The sequence below is a fragment of the Gordonia sp. KTR9 genome (assembly GCF_000143885.2).
Lineage (GTDB): Bacteria > Actinomycetota > Actinomycetes > Mycobacteriales > Mycobacteriaceae > Gordonia.
On sequence record NC_018581.1, the window covers coordinates 3,389,709 to 3,409,703 of the forward strand.

16 protein-coding genes are annotated in these 19,995 nt (G+C 68.6%); all 16 read right to left on the reverse strand.

What is annotated here, in order from left to right:
• Positions 1-180: 180 nt before the first annotated feature.
• Positions 181-690, reverse strand: coding sequence for a hypothetical protein (locus KTR9_RS15950; protein ID WP_044506877.1), 510 nt, complete (start codon positions 688-690; stop codon positions 181-183).
• Between the two features lie 24 nt (positions 691-714).
• Positions 715-1,593 carry an acyl-CoA thioesterase gene (locus KTR9_RS15955; RefSeq protein WP_014927239.1) on the reverse strand — a complete coding sequence of 293 codons (879 nt, stop codon included), beginning with the start codon at positions 1,591-1,593 and terminating at the stop codon, positions 715-717.
• Positions 1,594-1,671: 78 nt separating this feature from the next.
• Complete coding sequence (pyk, locus tag KTR9_RS15960) at positions 1,672-3,096, reverse strand: pyruvate kinase (protein ID WP_010842340.1); 1,425 nt, start codon at positions 3,094-3,096, stop codon at positions 1,672-1,674.
• A 160-nt stretch (positions 3,097-3,256) separates the two neighbouring features.
• The gene (locus tag KTR9_RS15965; protein ID WP_014927240.1) at positions 3,257-4,762 is read right to left on the reverse strand and encodes a glutamate synthase subunit beta; all 1,506 of its coding nucleotides are present in this window, start codon (positions 4,760-4,762) and stop codon (positions 3,257-3,259) included.
• Positions 4,755-9,326: a glutamate synthase large subunit gene (gltB, locus tag KTR9_RS15970; protein WP_014927241.1), complete on the reverse strand. Its 4,572-nt coding sequence runs from the start codon at positions 9,324-9,326 to the stop codon at positions 4,755-4,757. The genes KTR9_RS15965 and gltB overlap by 8 nt, the downstream gene beginning before the upstream one ends.
• A gap of 293 nt (positions 9,327-9,619) precedes the next feature.
• Positions 9,620-11,248 (reverse strand): prolipoprotein diacylglyceryl transferase, encoded by a 1,629-nt coding sequence (lgt, locus tag KTR9_RS15975; RefSeq protein WP_014927242.1) that lies wholly within the window; start codon positions 11,246-11,248, stop codon positions 9,620-9,622.
• An 80-nt stretch (positions 11,249-11,328) separates the two neighbouring features.
• Positions 11,329-12,138: a tryptophan synthase subunit alpha gene (gene trpA, locus KTR9_RS15980; protein WP_014927243.1), complete on the reverse strand. Its 810-nt coding sequence runs from the start codon at positions 12,136-12,138 to the stop codon at positions 11,329-11,331.
• Positions 12,135-13,481, reverse strand: coding sequence for a tryptophan synthase subunit beta (gene trpB, locus KTR9_RS15985; RefSeq protein WP_014927244.1), 1,347 nt, complete (start codon positions 13,479-13,481; stop codon positions 12,135-12,137). The genes trpA and trpB overlap by 4 nt, the downstream gene beginning before the upstream one ends.
• A gap of 62 nt (positions 13,482-13,543) precedes the next feature.
• Positions 13,544-14,362: an indole-3-glycerol phosphate synthase TrpC gene (gene trpC, locus KTR9_RS15990; RefSeq protein WP_010842334.1), complete on the reverse strand. Its 819-nt coding sequence runs from the start codon at positions 14,360-14,362 to the stop codon at positions 13,544-13,546.
• Positions 14,363-14,525: 163 nt separating this feature from the next.
• Positions 14,526-15,314, reverse strand: coding sequence for a TIGR02234 family membrane protein (locus KTR9_RS15995; RefSeq protein ID WP_014927245.1), 789 nt, complete (start codon positions 15,312-15,314; stop codon positions 14,526-14,528).
• Positions 15,311-16,885, reverse strand: coding sequence for an anthranilate synthase component I (locus tag KTR9_RS16000; RefSeq protein WP_014927246.1), 1,575 nt, complete (start codon positions 16,883-16,885; stop codon positions 15,311-15,313). The genes KTR9_RS15995 and KTR9_RS16000 overlap by 4 nt, the downstream gene beginning before the upstream one ends.
• Positions 16,882-17,061 carry a tautomerase family protein gene (locus KTR9_RS16005; RefSeq protein ID WP_004021167.1) on the reverse strand — a complete coding sequence of 60 codons (180 nt, stop codon included), beginning with the start codon at positions 17,059-17,061 and terminating at the stop codon, positions 16,882-16,884. Before KTR9_RS16005 ends, KTR9_RS16000 begins: the two co-directional genes overlap by 4 nt.
• Positions 17,062-17,137: 76 nt before the next feature.
• The gene (gene hisI, locus KTR9_RS16010) at positions 17,138-17,539 is read right to left on the reverse strand and encodes a phosphoribosyl-AMP cyclohydrolase (RefSeq protein WP_014927247.1); all 402 of its coding nucleotides are present in this window, start codon (positions 17,537-17,539) and stop codon (positions 17,138-17,140) included.
• Between the two features lie 40 nt (positions 17,540-17,579).
• Positions 17,580-18,353 (reverse strand): imidazole glycerol phosphate synthase subunit HisF, encoded by a 774-nt coding sequence (hisF, locus tag KTR9_RS16015; protein ID WP_010842330.1) that lies wholly within the window; start codon positions 18,351-18,353, stop codon positions 17,580-17,582.
• 67 nt (positions 18,354-18,420) lie between these two features.
• Complete coding sequence (locus KTR9_RS16020; RefSeq protein ID WP_014927248.1) at positions 18,421-19,242, reverse strand: inositol monophosphatase family protein; 822 nt, start codon at positions 19,240-19,242, stop codon at positions 18,421-18,423.
• Positions 19,242-19,985: a bifunctional 1-(5-phosphoribosyl)-5-((5-phosphoribosylamino)methylideneamino)imidazole-4-carboxamide isomerase/phosphoribosylanthranilate isomerase PriA gene (priA, locus tag KTR9_RS16025; protein WP_010842328.1), complete on the reverse strand. Its 744-nt coding sequence runs from the start codon at positions 19,983-19,985 to the stop codon at positions 19,242-19,244. The genes KTR9_RS16020 and priA overlap by 1 nt, the downstream gene beginning before the upstream one ends.
• Positions 19,986-19,995: the final 10 nt, after the last annotated feature.

Genomic DNA, 19,995 nt, shown 5'->3' on the forward strand with positions numbered 1-19,995 from the left:
GTCGACATCCCCGGTCGATGTCATCGAGGTTCCGGCCGCCGCAACGGGTTCGGTGACTCCGATGATGATCCGGCGCAGTTTAACCCGCCGTTCACCCGGTGTCCGGGCAACCACGGCGACGTCGCACCGGCCATCTCCGCCGAGTGCGTGGATTGTCGGGTTTCGCCGGCGAGTCGGGCGTCAGCCCAGTGGCCGGAGCACTGCGCCCTGCTGCAGGGCCGCGGTCGAGATCGACTCCGAGAACCGACCGTCGGCGTCGCCGACGGTGACCAGATAGCCGGCGTCGGTGTACTCCACACCGCTCACCTCGAAGGTGAGCCGGCAACCATCGTCGCCACGGAGGAACCTCGACAGCGTGGTGGTCGCCACCTCGCCGCCGGAAGCGTCATAGATGACGACCCGGGCTCCACGGGCAAGGGTGCCCCCACCCGGCACCGCCGCGACCTCTGTCGCACAGTCGGCGACCACTCCGCCCTTGGCGGTGAACTCCGGTGTCGTCAGGAGACCCGCGATGACGGCGGCGATGACGACCACCGCGAACCCGACCATCGCGATGGAGGTCGCGACGATGACCGGGACCCTGGTGCGCCGCTGCCACGTCCGCCGGGGAAGCGGCGGGCCGGGGTCGAGCCACATCTCGTGGGCGGGGCCGTACCCCGGTGTCACCGACTCACCCCGTTCGCGATCCATCAGCTCCCCCGCAGACCGGCGCGGTCACTTCTTGGGCGGGAAGTACTTGATGAGCGCTTCCTGCACGACCGATGTCGCGAGAGTGCCGTCGCGCATCCAGAATCGGCCCGAGCCCATTCCGCGTGACCCGGTCGCGACCGGCGACCGCGTCGCGTAGAGCAGCCAGTCGTCGAACCGGAACTCGCGGTGGAACCACATCGAATGATTCACTGTCGCCGCGAACAGCCGGTCCATGCCCCACGAGAGGCCGTGGGTGGTGATGACCGAATCCAGCACCGTGGTGTCGGAGGCGTAACACATTGCCGCGACGTGCATCACGGGGTCGTCGGGCATCGTGCCGTCGGCCTTCATCCACACCCGGTTGTCGGTCAGCTTCTCCCCCGCGTCCTTGGCCTTCCAGCTCGGGTCGTTGGCGAAGCGGATGTCGATGGGATGCAACGCATTCACGAACGTCGCGATGCGGTCTTCGTAACCCTTGAAATGCTCTCCGAGAGTAGGCAACTCCTCCGGATAGGGCACGTTCGGGATCTCCACCGCATGTTCGAGCCCGGAGGTGTTGTCCTGGAACGCGACCAGCATCGTGAAGATCTCTTCGCCGCCCTGCTTGGCGGTCACCTGCCGGTTGGCGAACGACCTGCCGTCGCGGAAGCGATCGACGTGGTACTCCATCGGCGCGGTGACGTCCCCGCCACGGATGAAATGTGCATGCAGGGCGTGGATGGGCGGATTGCCCCGGGTCAGGCTCCGCGCCGCCGCGACAACGCCTTGTCCGAGCAGCTGACCGCCGAACGTCCGGGCGGTGACCTGCTCGGGGTGGTGCCCGATGAACAGGTCGTCGCCCTGACGTTCGACGTCGAGCAACGCGAGTAGTTTCCCGAGATCTCCGGCCTGGTCCACGGTCATGCCTCACACCCTAGTGGTGTGTCTCGTGAACCCGACCGTCGCGGCTGGTGCACCGCCCCGAACTCCGAGCGGACGAGGTCAGTGGTCCTGCTCGCCGATCCGGTGTACGTGGATGAGGTTGGTCGAACCCACCGTCCCCGGCGGAGCACCGGCGACGATCACCACCACATCACCCTCACTGAGCCGCCCGATGCGGAGCAGCTGATGGTCGACCTGATCGATCATGTGGTCCGTCGTGTCCACGTGGTCGACGATGAACGTCTCGGTCCCCCAGCTCAGCGCGAGCTGACTGCGCACCGCCTGCGTCGGGGTGAACGCCAGCAACGGCAACCGCGAATGCAGACGTGCCAGCCGCCGCACAGTATCCCCGGACTGGGTGAAGGCGACCAACGCCTTCACCTCCAGACGCTCACCGATGTCACGCGCCGCATACGAGATCACACCCCGCTTGGTGCGCGGCACATGCGACAACGGCGGCACATCACGAGGACCACCCTCGACCGCACGGCAGATCCGGTCCATCGTCCGAACCGTCTCCAACGGATACTTGCCCACCGAGGTCTCCCCCGAGAGCATCACCGCATCCGCACCATCGAGCACCGCGTTGGCCACATCCGAGGCCTCCGCCCGCGTCGGACGCGAATTCTCGATCATCGAATCGAGCATCTGCGTCGCCACGATCACCGGCTTGGCATTCTCCCGAGCCATCTGAATCGCCCGCTTCTGCACCAACGGCACCTGCTCCAGCGGCAACTCCACCCCCAGATCACCACGAGCCACCATGATCGCGTCGAACGCCAGAACGATCGCCTCGAGATTCTCGATCGCCTCAGGCTTCTCCAACTTCGCGATCACCGGCACCCGGCGGCCCACCCGGTCCATCACCTCATGGACCAACTCGATGTCCGAGGGACTGCGAACGAACGACAGCGCCACCATGTCGACCCCGAGCTCCAACGCGAACTCGAGGTCGGCGATGTCCTTTTCCGACATCGCCGGCACCGACACGCTCATCCCCGGAAGCGACAGGCCCTTGTTGTTGCTGACCGGCCCGCCCTCGGTCACCGTGCACACGACATCGTTGCCCTCGACCGCAGACACGGCCAGACCGACCTTGCCGTCATCGACCAGCAGACGATCCCCCGGGCTCGCGTCCTCGGCGAGCTGCTTGTACGTCGTGGAGACCCGGTCGTGCTCGCCCACGACATCCTCGACGGTGATACGTACCTGTTCACCGGTCTCCCACACCGTCGACCCATCACAACCATCGAAACGGCCCAAACGGATCTTCGGACCCTGCAGATCGGCCAGAACACCGACCGCCTTCTCCGTGGTGTCCGAAGCCTTACGAACGCGCGCATAAACGGCCGCATGATCCTCATGCGTACCGTGGCTGAAATTCATCCGAGCCACGTCCATACCGCTCTCGACAAGCTCTTTCAAACGCTCATCACTCGCGGTGGCCGGGCCCAGCGTGCAAACAATCTTGGTTCGGCGTGTCACAAGAACACCTTAGTCCTCATCAGCCGTGCATCTCTATGTCGGCGGCGACTTGTCACCGGGACGCCACCAGCTGTTACCGCTGGTGGCGGCCCGCTACCGCCGAGTATGAAATTAACTTAACTTGTTGCGCCCGCGCGTGTTCGGCGACGATCGCCGGCTGTCACCGCACGGACAACGGCAGGGATGCGGGACGGACCGGCGAAGGCAGATCCGATTCGCCGACGAGGAACTCGTCCACCGCACGCGCGGTCGACCGGCCTTCCGCGATCGCCCACACCACCAGCGACGCGCCGCGGTGGGCGTCGCCGCAGACGAACACGCCCGGGGCGTCGGTCTGCCAGTCGCTCCCGCACGAGATCACACCGCGCGGATTGGGTTCGATCTCGAGATCGGACAGCAGCTGGCCGCCGCGCACACCGGCAAAACCGATCGCGAAAAGCGCCAACTCACAAGGGATCTCGAACTCGTCACCGACCGGCGTGATCTCGCGGCGGCCCTCGGCGTCCCGTCTCACCTCCACCTCGGCGAGGACCATCGTCGTGACGTTGCCGTCGTCGTCACCCTCGAATCGTTGCACCGCGACCTGGTGCAGCCGTTCGCCGCCCTCGGCGTGCGCGCTCGAGGTCCGCATGATCAGCGGCCAGGTCGGCCACGGGGACCGTTCGTCGTCGCGTTCGCCGGGTAGTTCCGGGTTGTAGTCGAGCTGCACGACCGAGGCCGCACCCTGACGGTGTGCCGTTCCCAGGCAGTCGGCTCCCGTGTCGCCGCCGCCGATGATCACGACGTGCTTGCCTGCCGCGGTGATGGGTGACGGGCCGTCGCCCTCGCACTCCTTGTTGGCGGGCACGAGATGCTCCATGGCCAGGTGGATGCCGTTGAGCTCCCGGCCCGGCACCGGGTTGTCACGCGCCTCCATCGCACCGATGGCCAGGACCACCGCGTCGTGGGTCGAACGCAGGTCTTCGACCGACAGGTCGGTCCCCACGTCGCAGTTGGTCACGAACGTCGTTCCCTCCGCACGCATCTGGGCGATGCGCCGGTCGATGTCGGACTTCTGCAGCTTGTACTCGGGGATGCCGTAGCGCAGCAGCCCGCCGAGGCGGTCGTCGCGCTCGTAGACGGTCACATCGTGCCCGGCACGGGTGAGCTGTTGCGCGACGGCGAGACCCGCCGGACCGGAGCCGACGACGCCGACCGATTTGCCGGTCGTGGACTCGGGCGGCTCGGGCCCGATGACACCTTCGGCCCACGATTCGTACGCGATCGTCTTCTCGATGCGCTTGATGGTCACACTGCCGCCGGTCGCCTGTTCGGAGATCGACAACACGCAGGCGGCCTCGCACGGCGCCGGGCACACCATCCCGGTGAACTCCGGGAAGTTGTTGGTCGCGTGGAGCCTGCTGCTCGCCGCATCCCACCGGCCGCGCCGGACCAGGTCGTTCCACTCGGGGATGAGGTTGCCCAGCGGACACCCCGCGGTTCCGGAGTGGCAGAACGGGATACCGCAATCCATACACCGGCGGGCCTGTGCGCTGACCTCGTCGAGGACCTTGATCGGGTTGTCGGCGTGCTCGTACACGTCGTCCCAGTCGTGGACGCGCTCGGCGACGGGACGGTACTTCGCCTCTTTCTTCGGGACTTCCAGGAACCCGCGCGGGTCAGCCACGTGCCGCCTCCATGATCGCTGAATCGACGTCGCGCCCTTCGGCTTCGGCCATCCGGGCCGCGTCGAGGACACGTCTGTAATCGGTGGGCATCACCTTGGTGAACGCCAGGCAGCGTCGAGGCCAGTCGGCCAGGATCGACGCGCCGATCGCGGAACCGGTCAGTTCCGTGTGTGTGACGATGGTGCGCTTGAGCCAGGCGAGGTCCTCCGGGTCGGGACGCAGCAGTTCGACCATGGCCATGTTCACCTTCGCCTGATCGAGATCGTGGACGAACGCGATCCCACCCGACATGCCGGCGGCGAGGTTGCGCCCGGTCGGTCCGAGAACGACCACCCGGCCACCGGTCATGTACTCGCAGGCGTGGTCACCCACCCCTTCGACGACGGCCGTGGCGCCCGAGTTTCGCACCGAGAAACGCTCGCCCACACGACCTCTGAGGTACACCTCACCGGAGGTGGCACCGTAGAGGATGGTGTTGCCTGCGATCACCTGATCCTCGGCGACGAACAACGAGTCGGGATCTGGGGTGACGACGATCTTGCCTCCGCACAACCCCTTTCCGACGTAGTCGTTGGTGTCACCGGTCAACCGGATCGTCACGCCGGGCGGGAGGAACGCACCGAGCGACTGCCCGGCCGAACCCTCGAGTTTGACCGTGATCGTGTCCTCGGCGAGTCCGTCCGCGCCGTACCGGCGCGTCACCTCCGAACCGAGAAGGGTTCCGACCGTCCGGTTCACATTGCGCACCGGCAGTTCCAGCGTCACCGGGTGCGCGTCCTCGAGCGCACCCTCGGCGAGCTGGATCAGGGTCTGGTCGAGCGCACGGTCGAGGCCGTGTTCCTGACCCCGCACCCGACGAGTCGGTCCCTTGTCCTCGACCTTGCGGAAGATCGGACTGAGGTCGAGTCCCTTGGACTTCCAATGCGCGACCGCGGTGTCGGTGTGCAGCCGCTGGGATTGCCCGATGGCCTCGTCGAGGGTGCGATAACCCAACCGCGCCAGGTGTTCCCGAACGTCTTCGGCGATGAATCGGAAGAAGTTGACCAGGTGGTCGACCTGCCCGGTGAAGCGTGACCGCAGCTGCGGGTTCTGTGTCGCCACGCCGACGGGGCACGTGTCCAGGTGACAGACACGCATCATGATGCATCCGGCCACGATCAGCGGAGCAGTGGAGAATCCGTACTCCTCCGCTCCGAGCAGGGCCGCGGTGATCACGTCGCGTCCGGTACGCAGCGCTCCGTCGCACTGCACCGTGATGCGGTCGCGCAGGCCATTCAGCATCAAGGTCTGCTGGGCGTCGGCGAGGCCGATCTCCCATGGCGTGCCGGCGTGTTTGAGGGAGGTCAGGGGCGATGCCCCGGTCCCGCCGTCGTGCCCGGAGATGAGAACGACGTCGGCGTGCGCCTTCGACACCCCTGTTGCGACCGTGCCCACGCCGACCGCGCTGACGAGCTTCACGTGGATGCGCGCCTGCGAGTTCGCGTTCTTCAGGTCGTGGATCAGCTGCGCGAGATCCTCGATCGAGTAGATGTCGTGATGCGGCGGCGGTGAGATCAACGCGACACCCGGCGTCGAGTGCCGGGTCTTGGCGATCCAGGGATACACCTTGTAGGCCGGGAGCTGACCGCCCTCACCGGGTTTGGCTCCCTGCGCCATCTTGATCTGGATGTCGGTGGCGTTGATCAGATAGTCGCTCGTGACGCCGAAACGCCCGGACGCGACCTGCTTCACCGCGCTGCGGCGCTCGGGATCGTAGAGACGCTCGACGTCCTCGCCGCCCTCCCCCGAGTTCGAGCGACCGCCGATCCTGTTCATCGCCATCGCGATGGTCTCGTGGGCCTCCGCGGAGATCGACCCATAGCTCATCGCGCCGGTGTTGAAACGCTTCATGATCGCCTCGACCGGCTCCACCTCCTCGAGCGGGACCGGTTCGCGCGCGTCGAGATCGAAGTCGAACAGGCCGCGGAGGGTACCGCCCTCGCGCGAGAGCCGATCGACCTCGTCGGAGTACTTGCGGAAGATCTCGGCCCGGCCGGTCTTGGTGGCGTGCTGCAGCAGGAATATGGTCTCGGGCGAGAACAGGTGCAGCTCACCCTCCCGGCGGTACTGGTACTCGCCACCGACCTCGAGCCGACGGTAGACCTGCTCGGTGGGGTTCTCCGGGAAGGCGCGGTGGTGGCGGATCCGCACCTCCTCGGCCAGCTCGTCGAGTCCGACGCCCTCGATGCGCGACACCGTGCGGGTGAAGTACTCGCGCACCACCTCCGAGGACAACCCCACGGCCTCGAAAGCCTGTGCGGCGGTGTAGGAGCTGATGGTCGAGATCCCCATCTTGCTCATCACCTTCAGCACGCCCTTGCCCAGCGCCTCCAGATAGTTGCCGATCGCCTTGGCACGCGTGACACCGGTGAGCTCACCCTCGGCGATCAGGTCCTCGATCGTCTCCAGCGCCAGGTACGGATTGACCGCGGCCGCGCCGAAGCCGATGAGGGTGGCGATGTGGTGGACCTCGCGGGCGTCGCCGGACTCCACCACCAGCGCGACCCGCGTCCGCTCCTTGGTGCGGACCAGGTGATGGTGCACGGCCGAGGTGGCCAGCAGCGACGGGATGGGCGCGTGATCGGAATCGGTCAGCCGATCGGAGATCACCAGGGTGGTGTGTCCCTCGGCGATCGCCTGACTGGCCCGCAGGCGCAGATCCTCGAGTGCCGCAGCGAGACCCGCACCGCCCTCGGACACCTCGTACAGCGCGCGGAGCACCTTTGCCGACAGACCGGGGTTGTCGCCGTCGTCGTTGATGTGGACGAGCTTGGCCAGCTCGGCGTTGTCCAGCACCGGCCAGTGCACCATGATCTGCCGGCACGACGCCGCGGTCGGGCGGAGCAGGTTCTGCTCCGGACCCATCACGCGACTCATCGACGTGACGATCTCCTCGCGGATGGCATCCAGCGGCGGGTTGGTGACCTGGGCGAACAGTTCGACGAAGTAGTCGTAGAGCAGACGTGAACGCTGCGACAGGACGGCGACCGGGGTGTCGGTGCCCATCGACCCGAGCGGTTCGTAGCCCGACGCCGCCATCGGGGTCAGGAGTACACGCAGGTCTTCCTCGGTGTAGCCGAAGGAGATCTGGCGGCGGACCACGGTGTCGTGGTTGGGCTGGAAGACGGGCCGGTCGGGCAGCGTCGCGATGTCGAGCAGACCGGCATGCAACCACTCGCCGTACGCCTCGGCGTTCATCAGCTCACCCTTGAGCTCCTCGTCCGGGATGATCCGGCCCTGAGCGGTGTCGACGAGGAACATGCGGCCGGGTTCCAGGCGACCCTTGCTGATCACGTCGTCCACCGAGACGTCGAGCACTCCGGACTCGGAGGCGAGGATGACCCGGCCGTCGCGCGTCTGCCACCACCGGCCAGGGCGCAGGCCGTTGCGGTCGAGGACCGCGCCGACGACCGTGCCATCGGTGAACGTGACGCAGGCCGGCCCGTCCCACGCCTCCATCAGCGAGGCGTTGAACTGCAGGAACGCCCGGCGACGGGGGTCCATGTCGGGGACGTTCTCCCACGCCTCGGGCACCATCATCATCACCGCGTGGTGGACGTCGCGACCGCCGAGGTGCAGGAGTTCGAGGACCTCGTCGAGCGACGCCGAGTCGGAGGCCTCCGGGGTGCAGATCGGGAACGCGCGCTTGAGGTCTCCCGGGATGAGGTCGGTCTCGAGGAGCGCCTCGCGGGCGCGCATCCGGTTCCGGTTGCCCCGCACGGTGTTGATCTCGCCGTTGTGCGCCACGAACCGGAACGGGTGCGCGAGCGGCCACGACGGGAAGGTGTTGGTGGAGAAACGCGAGTGGACGATCGCGATCGCGCTGAGGCAGCGGTCATCTCGCAGGTCCTCGTAGTACAGCGGCAGCTGCATCGTGGTGAGCATGCCCTTGTAGACCATCGTGCGGCTCGACAGCGACGGGAAGTACAGGCCGGTGCCCGCCTCCTCGATCTCCGGCGTCACCCGCTCGGCCTGCTTGCGGAACGGATAGATGTAGCGATCGAGGGTCACCCCGGCGATTCGTTCGGCGCCGGGAGCCGGGTCGACGGTGACGAACAGCTGCATCATGTACGGCATGCACGCGACGGCGGTCCCGCCGACGTCGGCGTGTTCGTGGTCGACCGGGAGATCGCGCCAGCCGAGGACGGTGATGCCCTCGTCGGCGGCGAGCGCCTCGACCCGCTCCATCGCGGCCCGACGGAGGTCGGGGTCCATGGGCAGGAAGCAGGTTCCCGCGGCGTAGCTGTTCGACCCGTCCGCGGCGGGCTCGGGAAGGTCGAAGTCGACGGTGGCGCGCAGCAACTCGTCGGGGAGCTGGATCAGGATTCCCGCGCCGTCGCCGCTGTTGGTCTCTGCTCCGGCCGCACCTCGATGCTCGAGGTTCTCCAGGGCCAGCAGTCCGTCGGCGACGATCGAATGCGAACGGCGACCGTGGATGTCGGTGACCATGGCCACGCCACACGAGTCGACCTCGGCCTCCGGGTCGTACAGACCCTGCTTGGCCGGGAGCGCAGAAAACAGCATCACTACCTCCACTCGAACCGGCGAACGGTTCGCTGCTGAGTGTCCAATGGGACAGCATTGGCCCGTGGAGCATTGCGCGGCGTACGAATGACCGTGCCGAGATCGGTACCGGGCTGAGTCAGAACCGTTGATCGGTCACGGGCTCTGGAACTGTCGGTACCGGGGCGGAGGGATCGCACACCGTGAGATCCGATCCTATCCGAACACCCCGGCGGCCGTCGTCGCCCGAGACCTGTGACGCCGGTGACCGCGGCGACGAGCACCTCGACCGGCCGCTGACGCCGACCGGACGCTCAGGACTTGTCCCCGGTGGAATCGGGATCCGGGTCTGTCGTGTCGTCGGGATCTGTCGTGTCGTCGGGATCTGTCGTGTCGTCGGTGTATGTCGTGTCGTCGGTGTCGGGACTCGGCGACTCCGCGGCCTCGTCGGCGATGGAATCGTCCGTCGGGTGGGACGCGGTGTCCGCGGATGTCTCCGACTCCGGCTCTGTGGCGAGCTGCTCGGTCGGCGTCAGGTCCGCGGGGTCGTCCGGCTCGGTGGTTTCTGAATCGCCGGTTTCGGGGTCGACGGCTTCCGGACCGTCGGGTTCCGCGTCGCCGGCTTCTGGGTCGACGGCTTCTGGGTCGACGGCTTCTGGGTCGACGGCTTCTGGGTCGACGGCTTCTGGGTCGACGACGCCGCTGGTGAGAGCTCCCTCGTCACTGGAGTCGTCGTCGGCCTCAGCCTGCGGTACCGGCGCGTCCGATTCGGCGTCGGTCTCGGTCTGCGCTGCGGCCTCGGTCTGTCCCGGTGTCGCCGCGGTGACGGGCGCGTCTCCGCTCTCATCGGTGTCGTCGCCCTCGGCTACCTCGGCGACCTCGGGATCCGGCGACGTTCGGTCGGGGTCGTCGGCGTCGAACAGGGACGATGCGGTCGCGCCCGTCGCCACCCCGCCGGCGGCGACCGCCGACGTCGCCTCGGGCTCGAGGTCCTCGTCGTACCAGTCGTCGACGTACCCGGCGACGCCCTGTTCCGCGAGCTCGGCGGCACGGTCGTCGTGGTACATCTCCAGACCCTGCTCGCGGCCCTTGGGCGCGAGGACGAAGTAGAGGACGGCGGCGACGAACACCAGCGCCGCGGTGAAGAGGTTCGGCCGGATGCCTGCGATGTCATTGGCGACGGCTGCCCGGTCGTCGCGGAGCAGTTCCACGAAGAACCGGCCCAGGCAGTAGCCCGCGACGTAGAGCGCGAACAGTCGCCCGTGCCCGATGCGGAGGTACCGGTCGACGACCACCAGCAGGACGACGATGAGCACGTTCCACAGCAGCTCGTAGAGGAAGGTCGGGTGGACCACCGCGACGACGACGCCGTTGGAGACGCCGTCGATCAACCCGGGATCGGAGTACCCGGCGGCGTTCTCGCGTTCGTAGATCTCCAGGCCCCACGGGAGTGTGGTCTCGCGGCCGTAGAGCTCCTGGTTGAAGTAGTTGCCGAGACGACCGATGGCCTGCGCCAACAAGATCGGGGGCGCGATGGCGTCACCGAAGGCGGGCAGGCGGATACCGCGGCGACGAGCGCCGATCCACGCACCGACCGCGCCGAGCGCGACCGCACCCCAGATACCGAGACCGCCGTCCCAGATCTTCAGGGCGTCGATCGGCTCCTTCAGGGCATCGGCACCGAAGTACGTCTTCCAGTCGGTGATGACGTGATACAGCCGACCACCGATGAGGCCGAACGGCACGGCCCAGATCGCGACGTCGAGAACCTCGCCGTCTTGTCCACCACGCGCCATCCACCGGCGGTTGCCCCACCAGACGGCGACGATGATGCCGACGATGATGCACAGTGCGTACGCACGGAGCGGAAACGGTCCGATGTCCCACACGCCCTGGGGCGGACTGGGGAGGTAGGCCATCATCGTCGAGGTCGGCGCGATCACGCTGCCACCCTAGCCGACCGGCCGCGGCGCTCCCCGCATCGACCGGAAGCCGCCGTGACGATCAGAACTGCGCGCTCGGGTCAGACCGATGCCCGGCGCGAGCGGACACCCTCGGCCAGTTCGGAGACCAGCGAGGCCAACCGATCCTGCCCTGCGTTCGCCGCGGTCACCAGTGCCGATCCCACGATGACTCCGTCGGCGTACGACGCGATCTGCGCAGCCTGCTCACGGTTGCGAACGCCGAGCCCGACGCCGATCGGGATGTCGGAGTACTCGCGAACCCGTGCGCACAGCTCGGGGGCCATGTCCGACACCGCATCTCGCGCACCGGTCACACCCATCGTGGACGCCGCGTAGACAAACCCGCGGGAGGCGTCGACGGTGAGGGCGATCCGCTCGGCCGTCGACGACGGCGCGACCAGATAGATGCGATCGAGACCGTGCCGGTCGGCCGCCTCGTGCCACTGCGCCCCTTCTTCGGGGATCAGGTTGGGGGTGATCAGACCCGCGCCGCCGGCCTCGGCCAGATCGCGGGCGAAGTTCTCGACCCCGTACTTGAGCACCGGATTCCAGTAGCTCATGACCACCGCGTTGCCACCGGCGGAGGTGATGGCCTCGACCGCGGTGAACACGTCACGGACGCGCACACCGTTGGTCAGGGCCAGGTCGGCGGCATCCTGGATCGTCGGGCCGTCCATCACCGGGTCCGAGTAGGGCACCCCGACCTCGATGATGTCGCATCCGGCGTCGACCATCGTCCGGAACGACGTGAGCGACTCCTCGACGGTCGGGAAACCGACCGGGAGGTAACCGATCAGCGCACTGCGGCCCTCCTCCCGGCAGCGGGCGAACACGGGGCCGAGTTTGGACGGGATCGACTGGGTGCTCATGCCTGCTCTCCGGGCTTCTGGACGTCGGCCGATGCCGAGAGGGTGGCCTCGTCCTGCGAGGGCGGGGTGTCGAACAATCCGAACCAGCGTGCGGCGGTGTCGACATCCTTGTCGCCACGACCGGACAGGCTGACCACGATGATCGCGCCCTCACCCAGCTCCTGCCCGAGTTTCAGGGCGCCGGCGACCGCATGCGCCGACTCGACGGCGGGGATGATCCCCTCGCGGCGGCTGAGCAGGGCGAGCGCGTCCATCGCCTCGGTGTCGGTGATCGGCCGGTACTCCGCACGCCCGGTGTCCTTGAGGTACGCATGCTCCGGCCCGACGCCCGGATAGTCCAGACCCGCTGAGATCGAATGCGATTCGATGGTCTGACCGTCGTCGTCCTGCAACAGGTAGGAGTACGCGCCCTGGAACGCGCCGGGCGTCCCGCCGGTGAAGGTCGCGGCGTGCCGGCCGGTCTCGACGCCGTCGCCGGCGGCCTCGAATCCGACGAGCCGCACACCCTCGTCGTCGATGAACGGGTGGAAGATACCGATCGCGTTGGAACCGCCACCGACGCACGCGGTCACCGCGTCGGGCAGGCGCCCGGCCTTGTCCAGGATCTGGACGCGCGCCTCGAGCCCGACGATGCGCTGCAGATCGCGGACCATCACCGGGAACGGATGCGGTCCGGCGGCGGTGCCGAAGCAGTAATACGTGTTGTGCGCATTGGTGACCCAGTCACGCATGGCCTCGTTGATCGCGTCCTTCAGCGTCGCCGAGCCGTTGTCGACGGCGATCACCTCCGCACCGAGGAGACGCATGCGGGCGACGTTGAGCGCTTGGCGGTCGGTGTCGACCCGGCCCATGTAGATCACGCACTCGAGGCCGAGGAGCGCGCAGGCCGTGGCGGTGGCGACCCCGTGCTGGCCGGCGCCGGTCTCGGCGATGATGCGGTGCTTGCCCATCCGCTGGGCCAGGAGCGCTTGTCCGAGAACGTTGTTGATCTTGTGGGAGCCCGTGTGGTTGAGGTCCTCGCGCTTGAGGAAGATGCGCGCCCCACCGGCGAACTCGGACAACCGCTTCGCTTCGTACAGCGGGGACGGGCGGCCGGCGTAGTCGCGCTGCAAACGGTCGAGCTCGGCGAGGAAATCGTCGTCGGCGCGGACCTTCTGGAAGGTCGTGGTGACCTCGTCGATGACGGCCATGAGCGCCTCGGGGACGTGGCGCCCGCCGTAGACGCCGAAATGCCCGTGCTCATCGGGTTCCATGGAGGTGCGTGTGGTCAGCCCGACACTCGCGGTGGGCAGCGGGGTGGCCCCGGTGACATCGGTGTGGGCGGAATCAGGATGCGCGGTCACTTCATCTCACAGACGATCGGGCCGACAGGATCACGCGGACCGAGACCGGCCCGGACGCGTTGTCAGCGAACAGGTTTCGGGCACGACGGGTGAGTACCCGCGGTGACGAGCTCACGGACCGCGGCACGCGGGTCACCACTGGTGACGAGACCTTCGCCGACGAGTACGGCATCGGCGCCGGCGCCGGCGTAGGCCAGCAGATCGGCGGTACCGCGCACACCCGACTCGGCGATGCGGATGGTCTCGGTCGGCAGACCGGGTGCGATGCGGGAGAAGGTGTCGCGCTCGACCTGGAGGGTCTTGAGGTTGCGCGCGTTGACGCCGACGACCGAGGCGCCGGCCTCGAGGGCGCGGTCGGCCTCTTCCTCGGTGTGCACCTCGACGAGCGCGGTCATGCCGAGGCTCTCGGTGCGGTCGAGGAGCGAGGCGAGCACGTTCTGTTCGAGAGCGGCGACGATCAGCAGAATGACGTCCGCCCCGTGGGCGCGGGCCTCGTGGATCTGGTAGGTGCCGACGATGAAGTCCTTGCGCAGCACCGGGATGTTCACGGCGGCGCGAACGGCGTCGAGGTCGGCGAGTGAACCGCGGAACCGTCGTTCCTCGGTGAGCACGCTGATGATGCGCGCACCGCCCTCTTCGTAGGCGCGGGCGAGTTCGGCGGGATCACCGATGCTGGCGAGCTCACCCTTCGACGGGCTCGCGCGCTTGACCTCGGCGATGACGCCGATTCCGGGCTGGCGCAGGGCGGCCAGTGCATCCTTGGGTGCGGGAGCCTTGGCCGAGGCCGCCTTGACCGACGCGAAGTCGACCACGGCCTCGCGAGCCGCGACGTCGGCTTTCACTCCCTCGATGATCGATTCGAGAACGTTGGGCACGCTCACAGCGACTTGCTCCCTTCCGCTCGAGGTGTGTTCTCAGGGTAGACGGGCCGGTGCGGCCGGTTGCGGCCGGGTTGGCCGATCTGTGACCTCGTCGCGCCGACGGGTGCGCGGCCATGTCCCGGCTCGGGCAGTGAGTTCGCACGCCCAGGCATCCGCGCGTGGCTCAGCGTCGGTCGGGATCGGTGGGGTCGGTCGGGTCGATGCCGGTGTCGAGCGCGTCCCACATCATGCGCTCGTTCGCGCCCGGCGGCGTCGGGTCCGGCGAGTCGGTGTCGTCCGCGGCCCCCGGCTTGCCGGACCCGCCGGTCGTCGTCTCGGGCGCGGGGGTTCCGGTCTCCGTCTGGGCGGCCTTGCGGCGCTCGTAGTCGGCGAAGATCTGGGTCTCGATCTCCTCGCGCCGTGCCGCCGGGGTCGTGTACTTCGACGACCTGGTCGCCCCCTTCGCGACGCGCAGAAGCGCGACCGCCGCGCCCACCGCGCACAGGGTGCCGACGAGGACGACGAGTGCGGCGAGGGGGTTGGTGTCGACGTAGAGCACGACATAGCGATCGGGAATGCTGCCGGCATCTGCCGCATAGTTCGAGTCGGCGCCGCCGGTGATCAGCGAGATCGCCGGGAAGGCGGCCAGCACCCCGCCGACGGCGACGAGGATCGCGACGACGCGAAGCGCCCAGCCGCGCACCGACAGCGCCGCGGCGATGCCCGCCAGATAGACCAGCGCGAGCGGGGTGAGCCACGGACTCCAGTCCCCGCCGTTGACCTCGAACGCGCGCTGCGGGGACAACCCGTCCTCGGCGGAGACGGTGGCCCAGGTCAACCGGCTCGCACCCCAGAACGCAGCCGCTGCGGCCGCCATCAGCACGGCCGCGAGGACCTGCAGTCGGCGGACTGACTTGCGGCGCAACGCCTCGGCGTCGGGCCCTGCTCCGGCACCTGGCTCGGCAGAGGTCATGAGGTCTCACCCACCCGTCGCATCGTCGAGGCGGCGGCGACCGCGTTGAGCACCGCGGTGGCCTTGTTGCGCGCCTCGTTGTATTCGTACTCGGGCTCGCTGTCGGCCACCACACCGCCGCCGGCCTGGACGAACGCCTTGCCGCGCGCGAGCAGTGCCGTGCGGATGGCGATGGCGGTGTCGGCATTGCCGGCGAAGTCGATGTAGCCGACGATCCCTCCGTAGAGCCCACGACGGGTCATCTCGTGTTCGTCGATGAGCTCCATGGCCCGCACCTTCGGTGCCCCGGTGAGGGTTCCGGCCGGGAAACAGGCCGTCACCGCGTCGAGGGCGTGTTTGTCGTCGCGGAGGGTCCCCGACACGGTCGAGACGAGGTGCATGACGTGGCTGTACCGCTCGATGTGCCGGTAGTCGCTGACCTTGACCGTGCCGGGCACGCAGACGCGTCCGAGGTCGTTGCGTCCGAGGTCCACCAGCATCAGGTGTTCGGCGTTCTCCTTCTCGTCCTCGATGAGGCCCTTGCCGAGCAGCTGGTCTTCCTCCTCGGTCGCGCCGCGCCAGCGCGTCCCCGCGATCGGGTGGGTGGTCGCAACCCCGTCGGCCACGGTGACCAGCGCCTCGGGGCTGCTGCCGACGATGGTGAACGGCTTGCGCGCGATCGCATCGGGCGAGCCCGTGTCGCTGTGTTCCTCGGTGCCGGGCATACGCAGCAGGTACATGTACGGACTCGGGTTCGACGCGCGCAGGACGCGATAGACGTCGAGCGGGTCGGCGTCGGAGTCCATCTCGAAGCGCATCGACGGCACGACCTGGAAGGCCTCACCGGCCTCGATCTCGCCGACCAGGTCGGTGACGATCTCGCTGTACTCCGCGAGGGACCGCTGGGCGGAGAACTCCGGGCGCGGGCGGTCGAAGGTCGACACCGTCGACGGCGCGGGTGCGGCGAGTGCCTCGGTCATCCGATCGAGCCGGGCGAGGGCGTCGGCGTAGGCGTGCTCCACCCGGTCATCGGAGCCGTCCCAGTTGACCGCGTTCGCGATGAGGGTGATCGTGCCCTCGTGGTGATCGACCGCGGCGAGGTCGGTGGCCAGCACCATCATCATGTCGGGGAGGCCGAGGTCGTCGACCGTGGTCTCGGGAAGACGTTCCAGCCGCCGAACCATGTCGTAGGCCATGAACCCGACGAACCCACCGGTCAGCGGCGGCATCCCGGGCAGCGGGTCGGTCTGCAGAAGACGCAGCGACTCCGCCAGGACCTCGAGCGCGTCGCCGCCCTCGGGAGCGCCGACGGGCACCGAACCCCACCAGTGCGCCTGCCCGTCGACGACGGTCAGGGCCGACGGCGCGCCGGCGCCGATGAACGACCAGCGGGACCACGATCGCCCGTTCTCGGCGGACTCCAGCAAGAAGGTTCCCGGACGGTCACCCGCGAGCTTGCGGTAGGCCGACAGCGGTGTCTCGGAGTCCGCCAGGACCTTGCGCGTCACCGGCACGACGCGGTGATCACGCGCGAGATCGAGGAACTCCGGAAGAGTGGTGGTGGCGGCCGCGCCGCCGGTGGTGGCGATCATCCGAGCGGCTCGCCGCCGACGCCCCACTGATTGCGCGGCACCTCCGTGATCGTCACCCAGACCGAGTCGGGGTTCTTGCCGGTCGCCTTGGCGTAGGCCTCGGTGACCGCGGCAATCGTCTCGCGTTTCACGCGATCGGACAGTCCCGGCGTCTGCGAGATCTGGATGAGGGGCATGGACGCACCGCCTTTCGAAGGTCTCGAGCTGTGACGAGCACCCGGGAGGTCTCCCCCGGGACTCGCGTCTGGACTTCTATTCTGCTGTGCCCGGCGAGCCCCGCCCGGCGTCGGCCCCGGAACCCGGCGCCGCGTCGATCCCGAAGGTCAGCGACTCGGTGTCGAAGCAACTGTGATTGCCGGTGTGGCAGGCCGCGCCGACCTGGTCGACGACCAGCAGCACGGTGTCCCCGTCGCAGTCGAGCCGGGCGTCGTGCACGTACTGCGAGTGCCCGCTGGTCTCCCCCTTCACCCAGTACTCCTGGCGTGACCGGGAGTAGTAGGTCCCCTTCCGGGTGGACAGCGTGCGCTCGAGAGCGACGTCGTCCATCCAGGCCACCATCAGCACCGTGCCGGTGCTGCGTTCCTGGGCGACCGCGGTGAACAGGCCGTCGGCGTTGCGTTTGAGGCGTGTGGCGAGATCGGGATCGAGTGCCATCAGCGACCTTCCTGATCGGTGCGGGAACGGGCGCGGCGCCTCATCGGACGATGATCCCGGCGTCGCGCATGGCCGCCTTCACCTCGGCGACGGTGAGTTCGCCGAAGTGGAAGACCGAGGCCGCGAGGACAGCGTCGGCGCCCGCCTGCACGGCCGGGGCGAAGTCGTCGATGCGTCCGGCGCCGCCACTGGCGATGACCGGCACCGACACCGCGGCGCGCACGGCCGTCAGCATGCGCAGATCGAAGCCCTGCTTGGTTCCGTCGGCGTCCATCGAGTTGAGGAGGATCTCGCCGACACCGAGGTCCTGGCCGCGGACCGCCCACTCGACCGCGTCGATACCGGTGCCCTTGCGGCCGCCGTGCGTGGTGACCTCCCAGCCCGAGGGCGTGGGCTCCGACCCCTCCGGCACGGTCCGCGCGTCCACCGACAGCACGATGCACTGCGATCCGAAACGCCGGCTCATCTCGGCGAGCACATCCGGGCGGGCGATGGCCGCGGTGTTGACGCTGACCTTGTCGGCCCCGGCGCGCAGCATCGTGTCGACGTCGTCGACGGTCCGGATGCCACCGCCGACGGTCAGCGGGATGAACACCTGGTCGGCGGTGCGCTTGACGACGTCGATCATCGTCGAACGTCCTGAGCTCGACGCGGTGACGTCGAGGAAGGTCAACTCGTCCGCGCCTTCGCGGTCGTAGCGCTCGGCCAGTTCGACCGGGTCGCCGGCATCGCGCAGGTTGGCGAAGTTGACGCCCTTGACCACGCGGCCGTCATCGACGTCGAGGCATGGGATGACCCGGGTCGCCAGCGTCATCGTCGGGTCTCCTTCGGGGTGGTGGCTTCGGTACTCACAGACGTCCTCAACACGGTTCCCGGCGCCGTCACGCCGACCATTCCCGGACCGTGTCGCCGATGACACGCATCAGTCCGGCATGCACGGTCGGCGTACCCGCGACGAGCGACGGCGATGCCACGGTCCACGGTCGGCCCGCGATGTCGGTCGCGACGCCGCCGGCGGCGCGGACCAGGGCCGCTCCCGCGGCGTTGTCCCAGGGGTGCCTGCCGAATGCGATCGCCCCGCCGAACACGCCTGCCGCGGTGAACGCCATGTCGACACCCGTGGAACCCGTCATCCGGATCCGGGCGGCTCGCGTGCTCAGTTCGCGCAGGAGGTCGGCGCGGCGGGTGCCCGGGTATCTGCCGCCGCCGCGTGCGTCGAACGGGCCGAACGCGATGGCGGCCTCGGCGAGTTCCATGTCGGGGACCGGCGGGACGGGCTCGCCGTCGACCAGAAGCGGACCGTCGACGTGCGCGGCGTAGCGACGTCCCACGAGAGGCAACCAGGTCATTCCGAGGGTGGCCTCACCGTCCACGACCAGACCGAGGAGGATGCCGGTGAGCGGCATCCCCGCGGAGTAGTTGAAGGTGCCGTCGATCGGGTCGAGCACCCACACCGGACCGTCCACGACATCGGCGCCGCCGAACTCCTCGCCGTGCACCGGGATCTGGGTGCGGTCGGCGAGCTCGGCCCCGATGTGGCGTTCGAGGTCCAGATCGATCTGGGTGGCGAAGTCGGTGCCGCCCTTGTTGATCGCGCTCGGCGCGCCCTGACCGTCGACGAACCGCTCGACGGAGGCGTCGAGGATCGACCCGGCGATGTCGAGCAGCCGGGGCAGGTCGAGGGAGGTGTCCGCCGCGCTCATCAGACCCCGGCGACCGCGGCCAGCGCCTCCGGCAAGGTGAAGCGGCCCGCGTAGAGCGCCTTGCCGACGATGGCGCCCTCCACACCCTTGCCGGTGAGGCCGGCGATCGCGACCAGATCGTCGATGGCCGAAACTCCACCCGAGGCGACGATCGGGGCGTCGGTCGCCGCGGCGACCTCGGCGAGCAGGTCGAGGTTCGGCCCCTGCAGCGTCCCGTCCTTGGACACGTCGGTGACCACGTACCGCGCGCACCCGTCGCGGTTCAGTCGCTCGAGGACCTCCCACAGATCGCCTCCGTCGGTGACCCAGCCGCGTCCGCGCAGGCGGTAGGACCCGCCGTCGCGGATGACGTCCAGGCCGACCGCGATGCGGTCGCCGTGCTCGGCGATCGCGCGGGCACACCACTCCGGGTTCTCCAGGGCAGCGGTGCCGAGGTTCACGCGGGTGCACCCGGTCGCGAGGGCGGCCGCCAGCGAATCGTCGTCGCGGATGCCGCCGGACAACTCGACCTTCACGTCGAGTTCGCCGACCACGCCGGCCAGCAGGTCGCGGTTGTCGCCTCGGCCGAAGGCCGCGTCGAGGTCGACGAGATGGATCCACTCCGCGCCGTCGCGCTGCCACGCCAGCGCGGCATCGCGCGGCGAGCCGTAGGACGTCTCGGTGCCGGCCGCGCCCTGGACCAGGCGGACCGCCTGCCCGTCGGCGACGTCGACGGCGGGAAGGAGTTCGAGGGTGCTACCCATGGGTGAATCT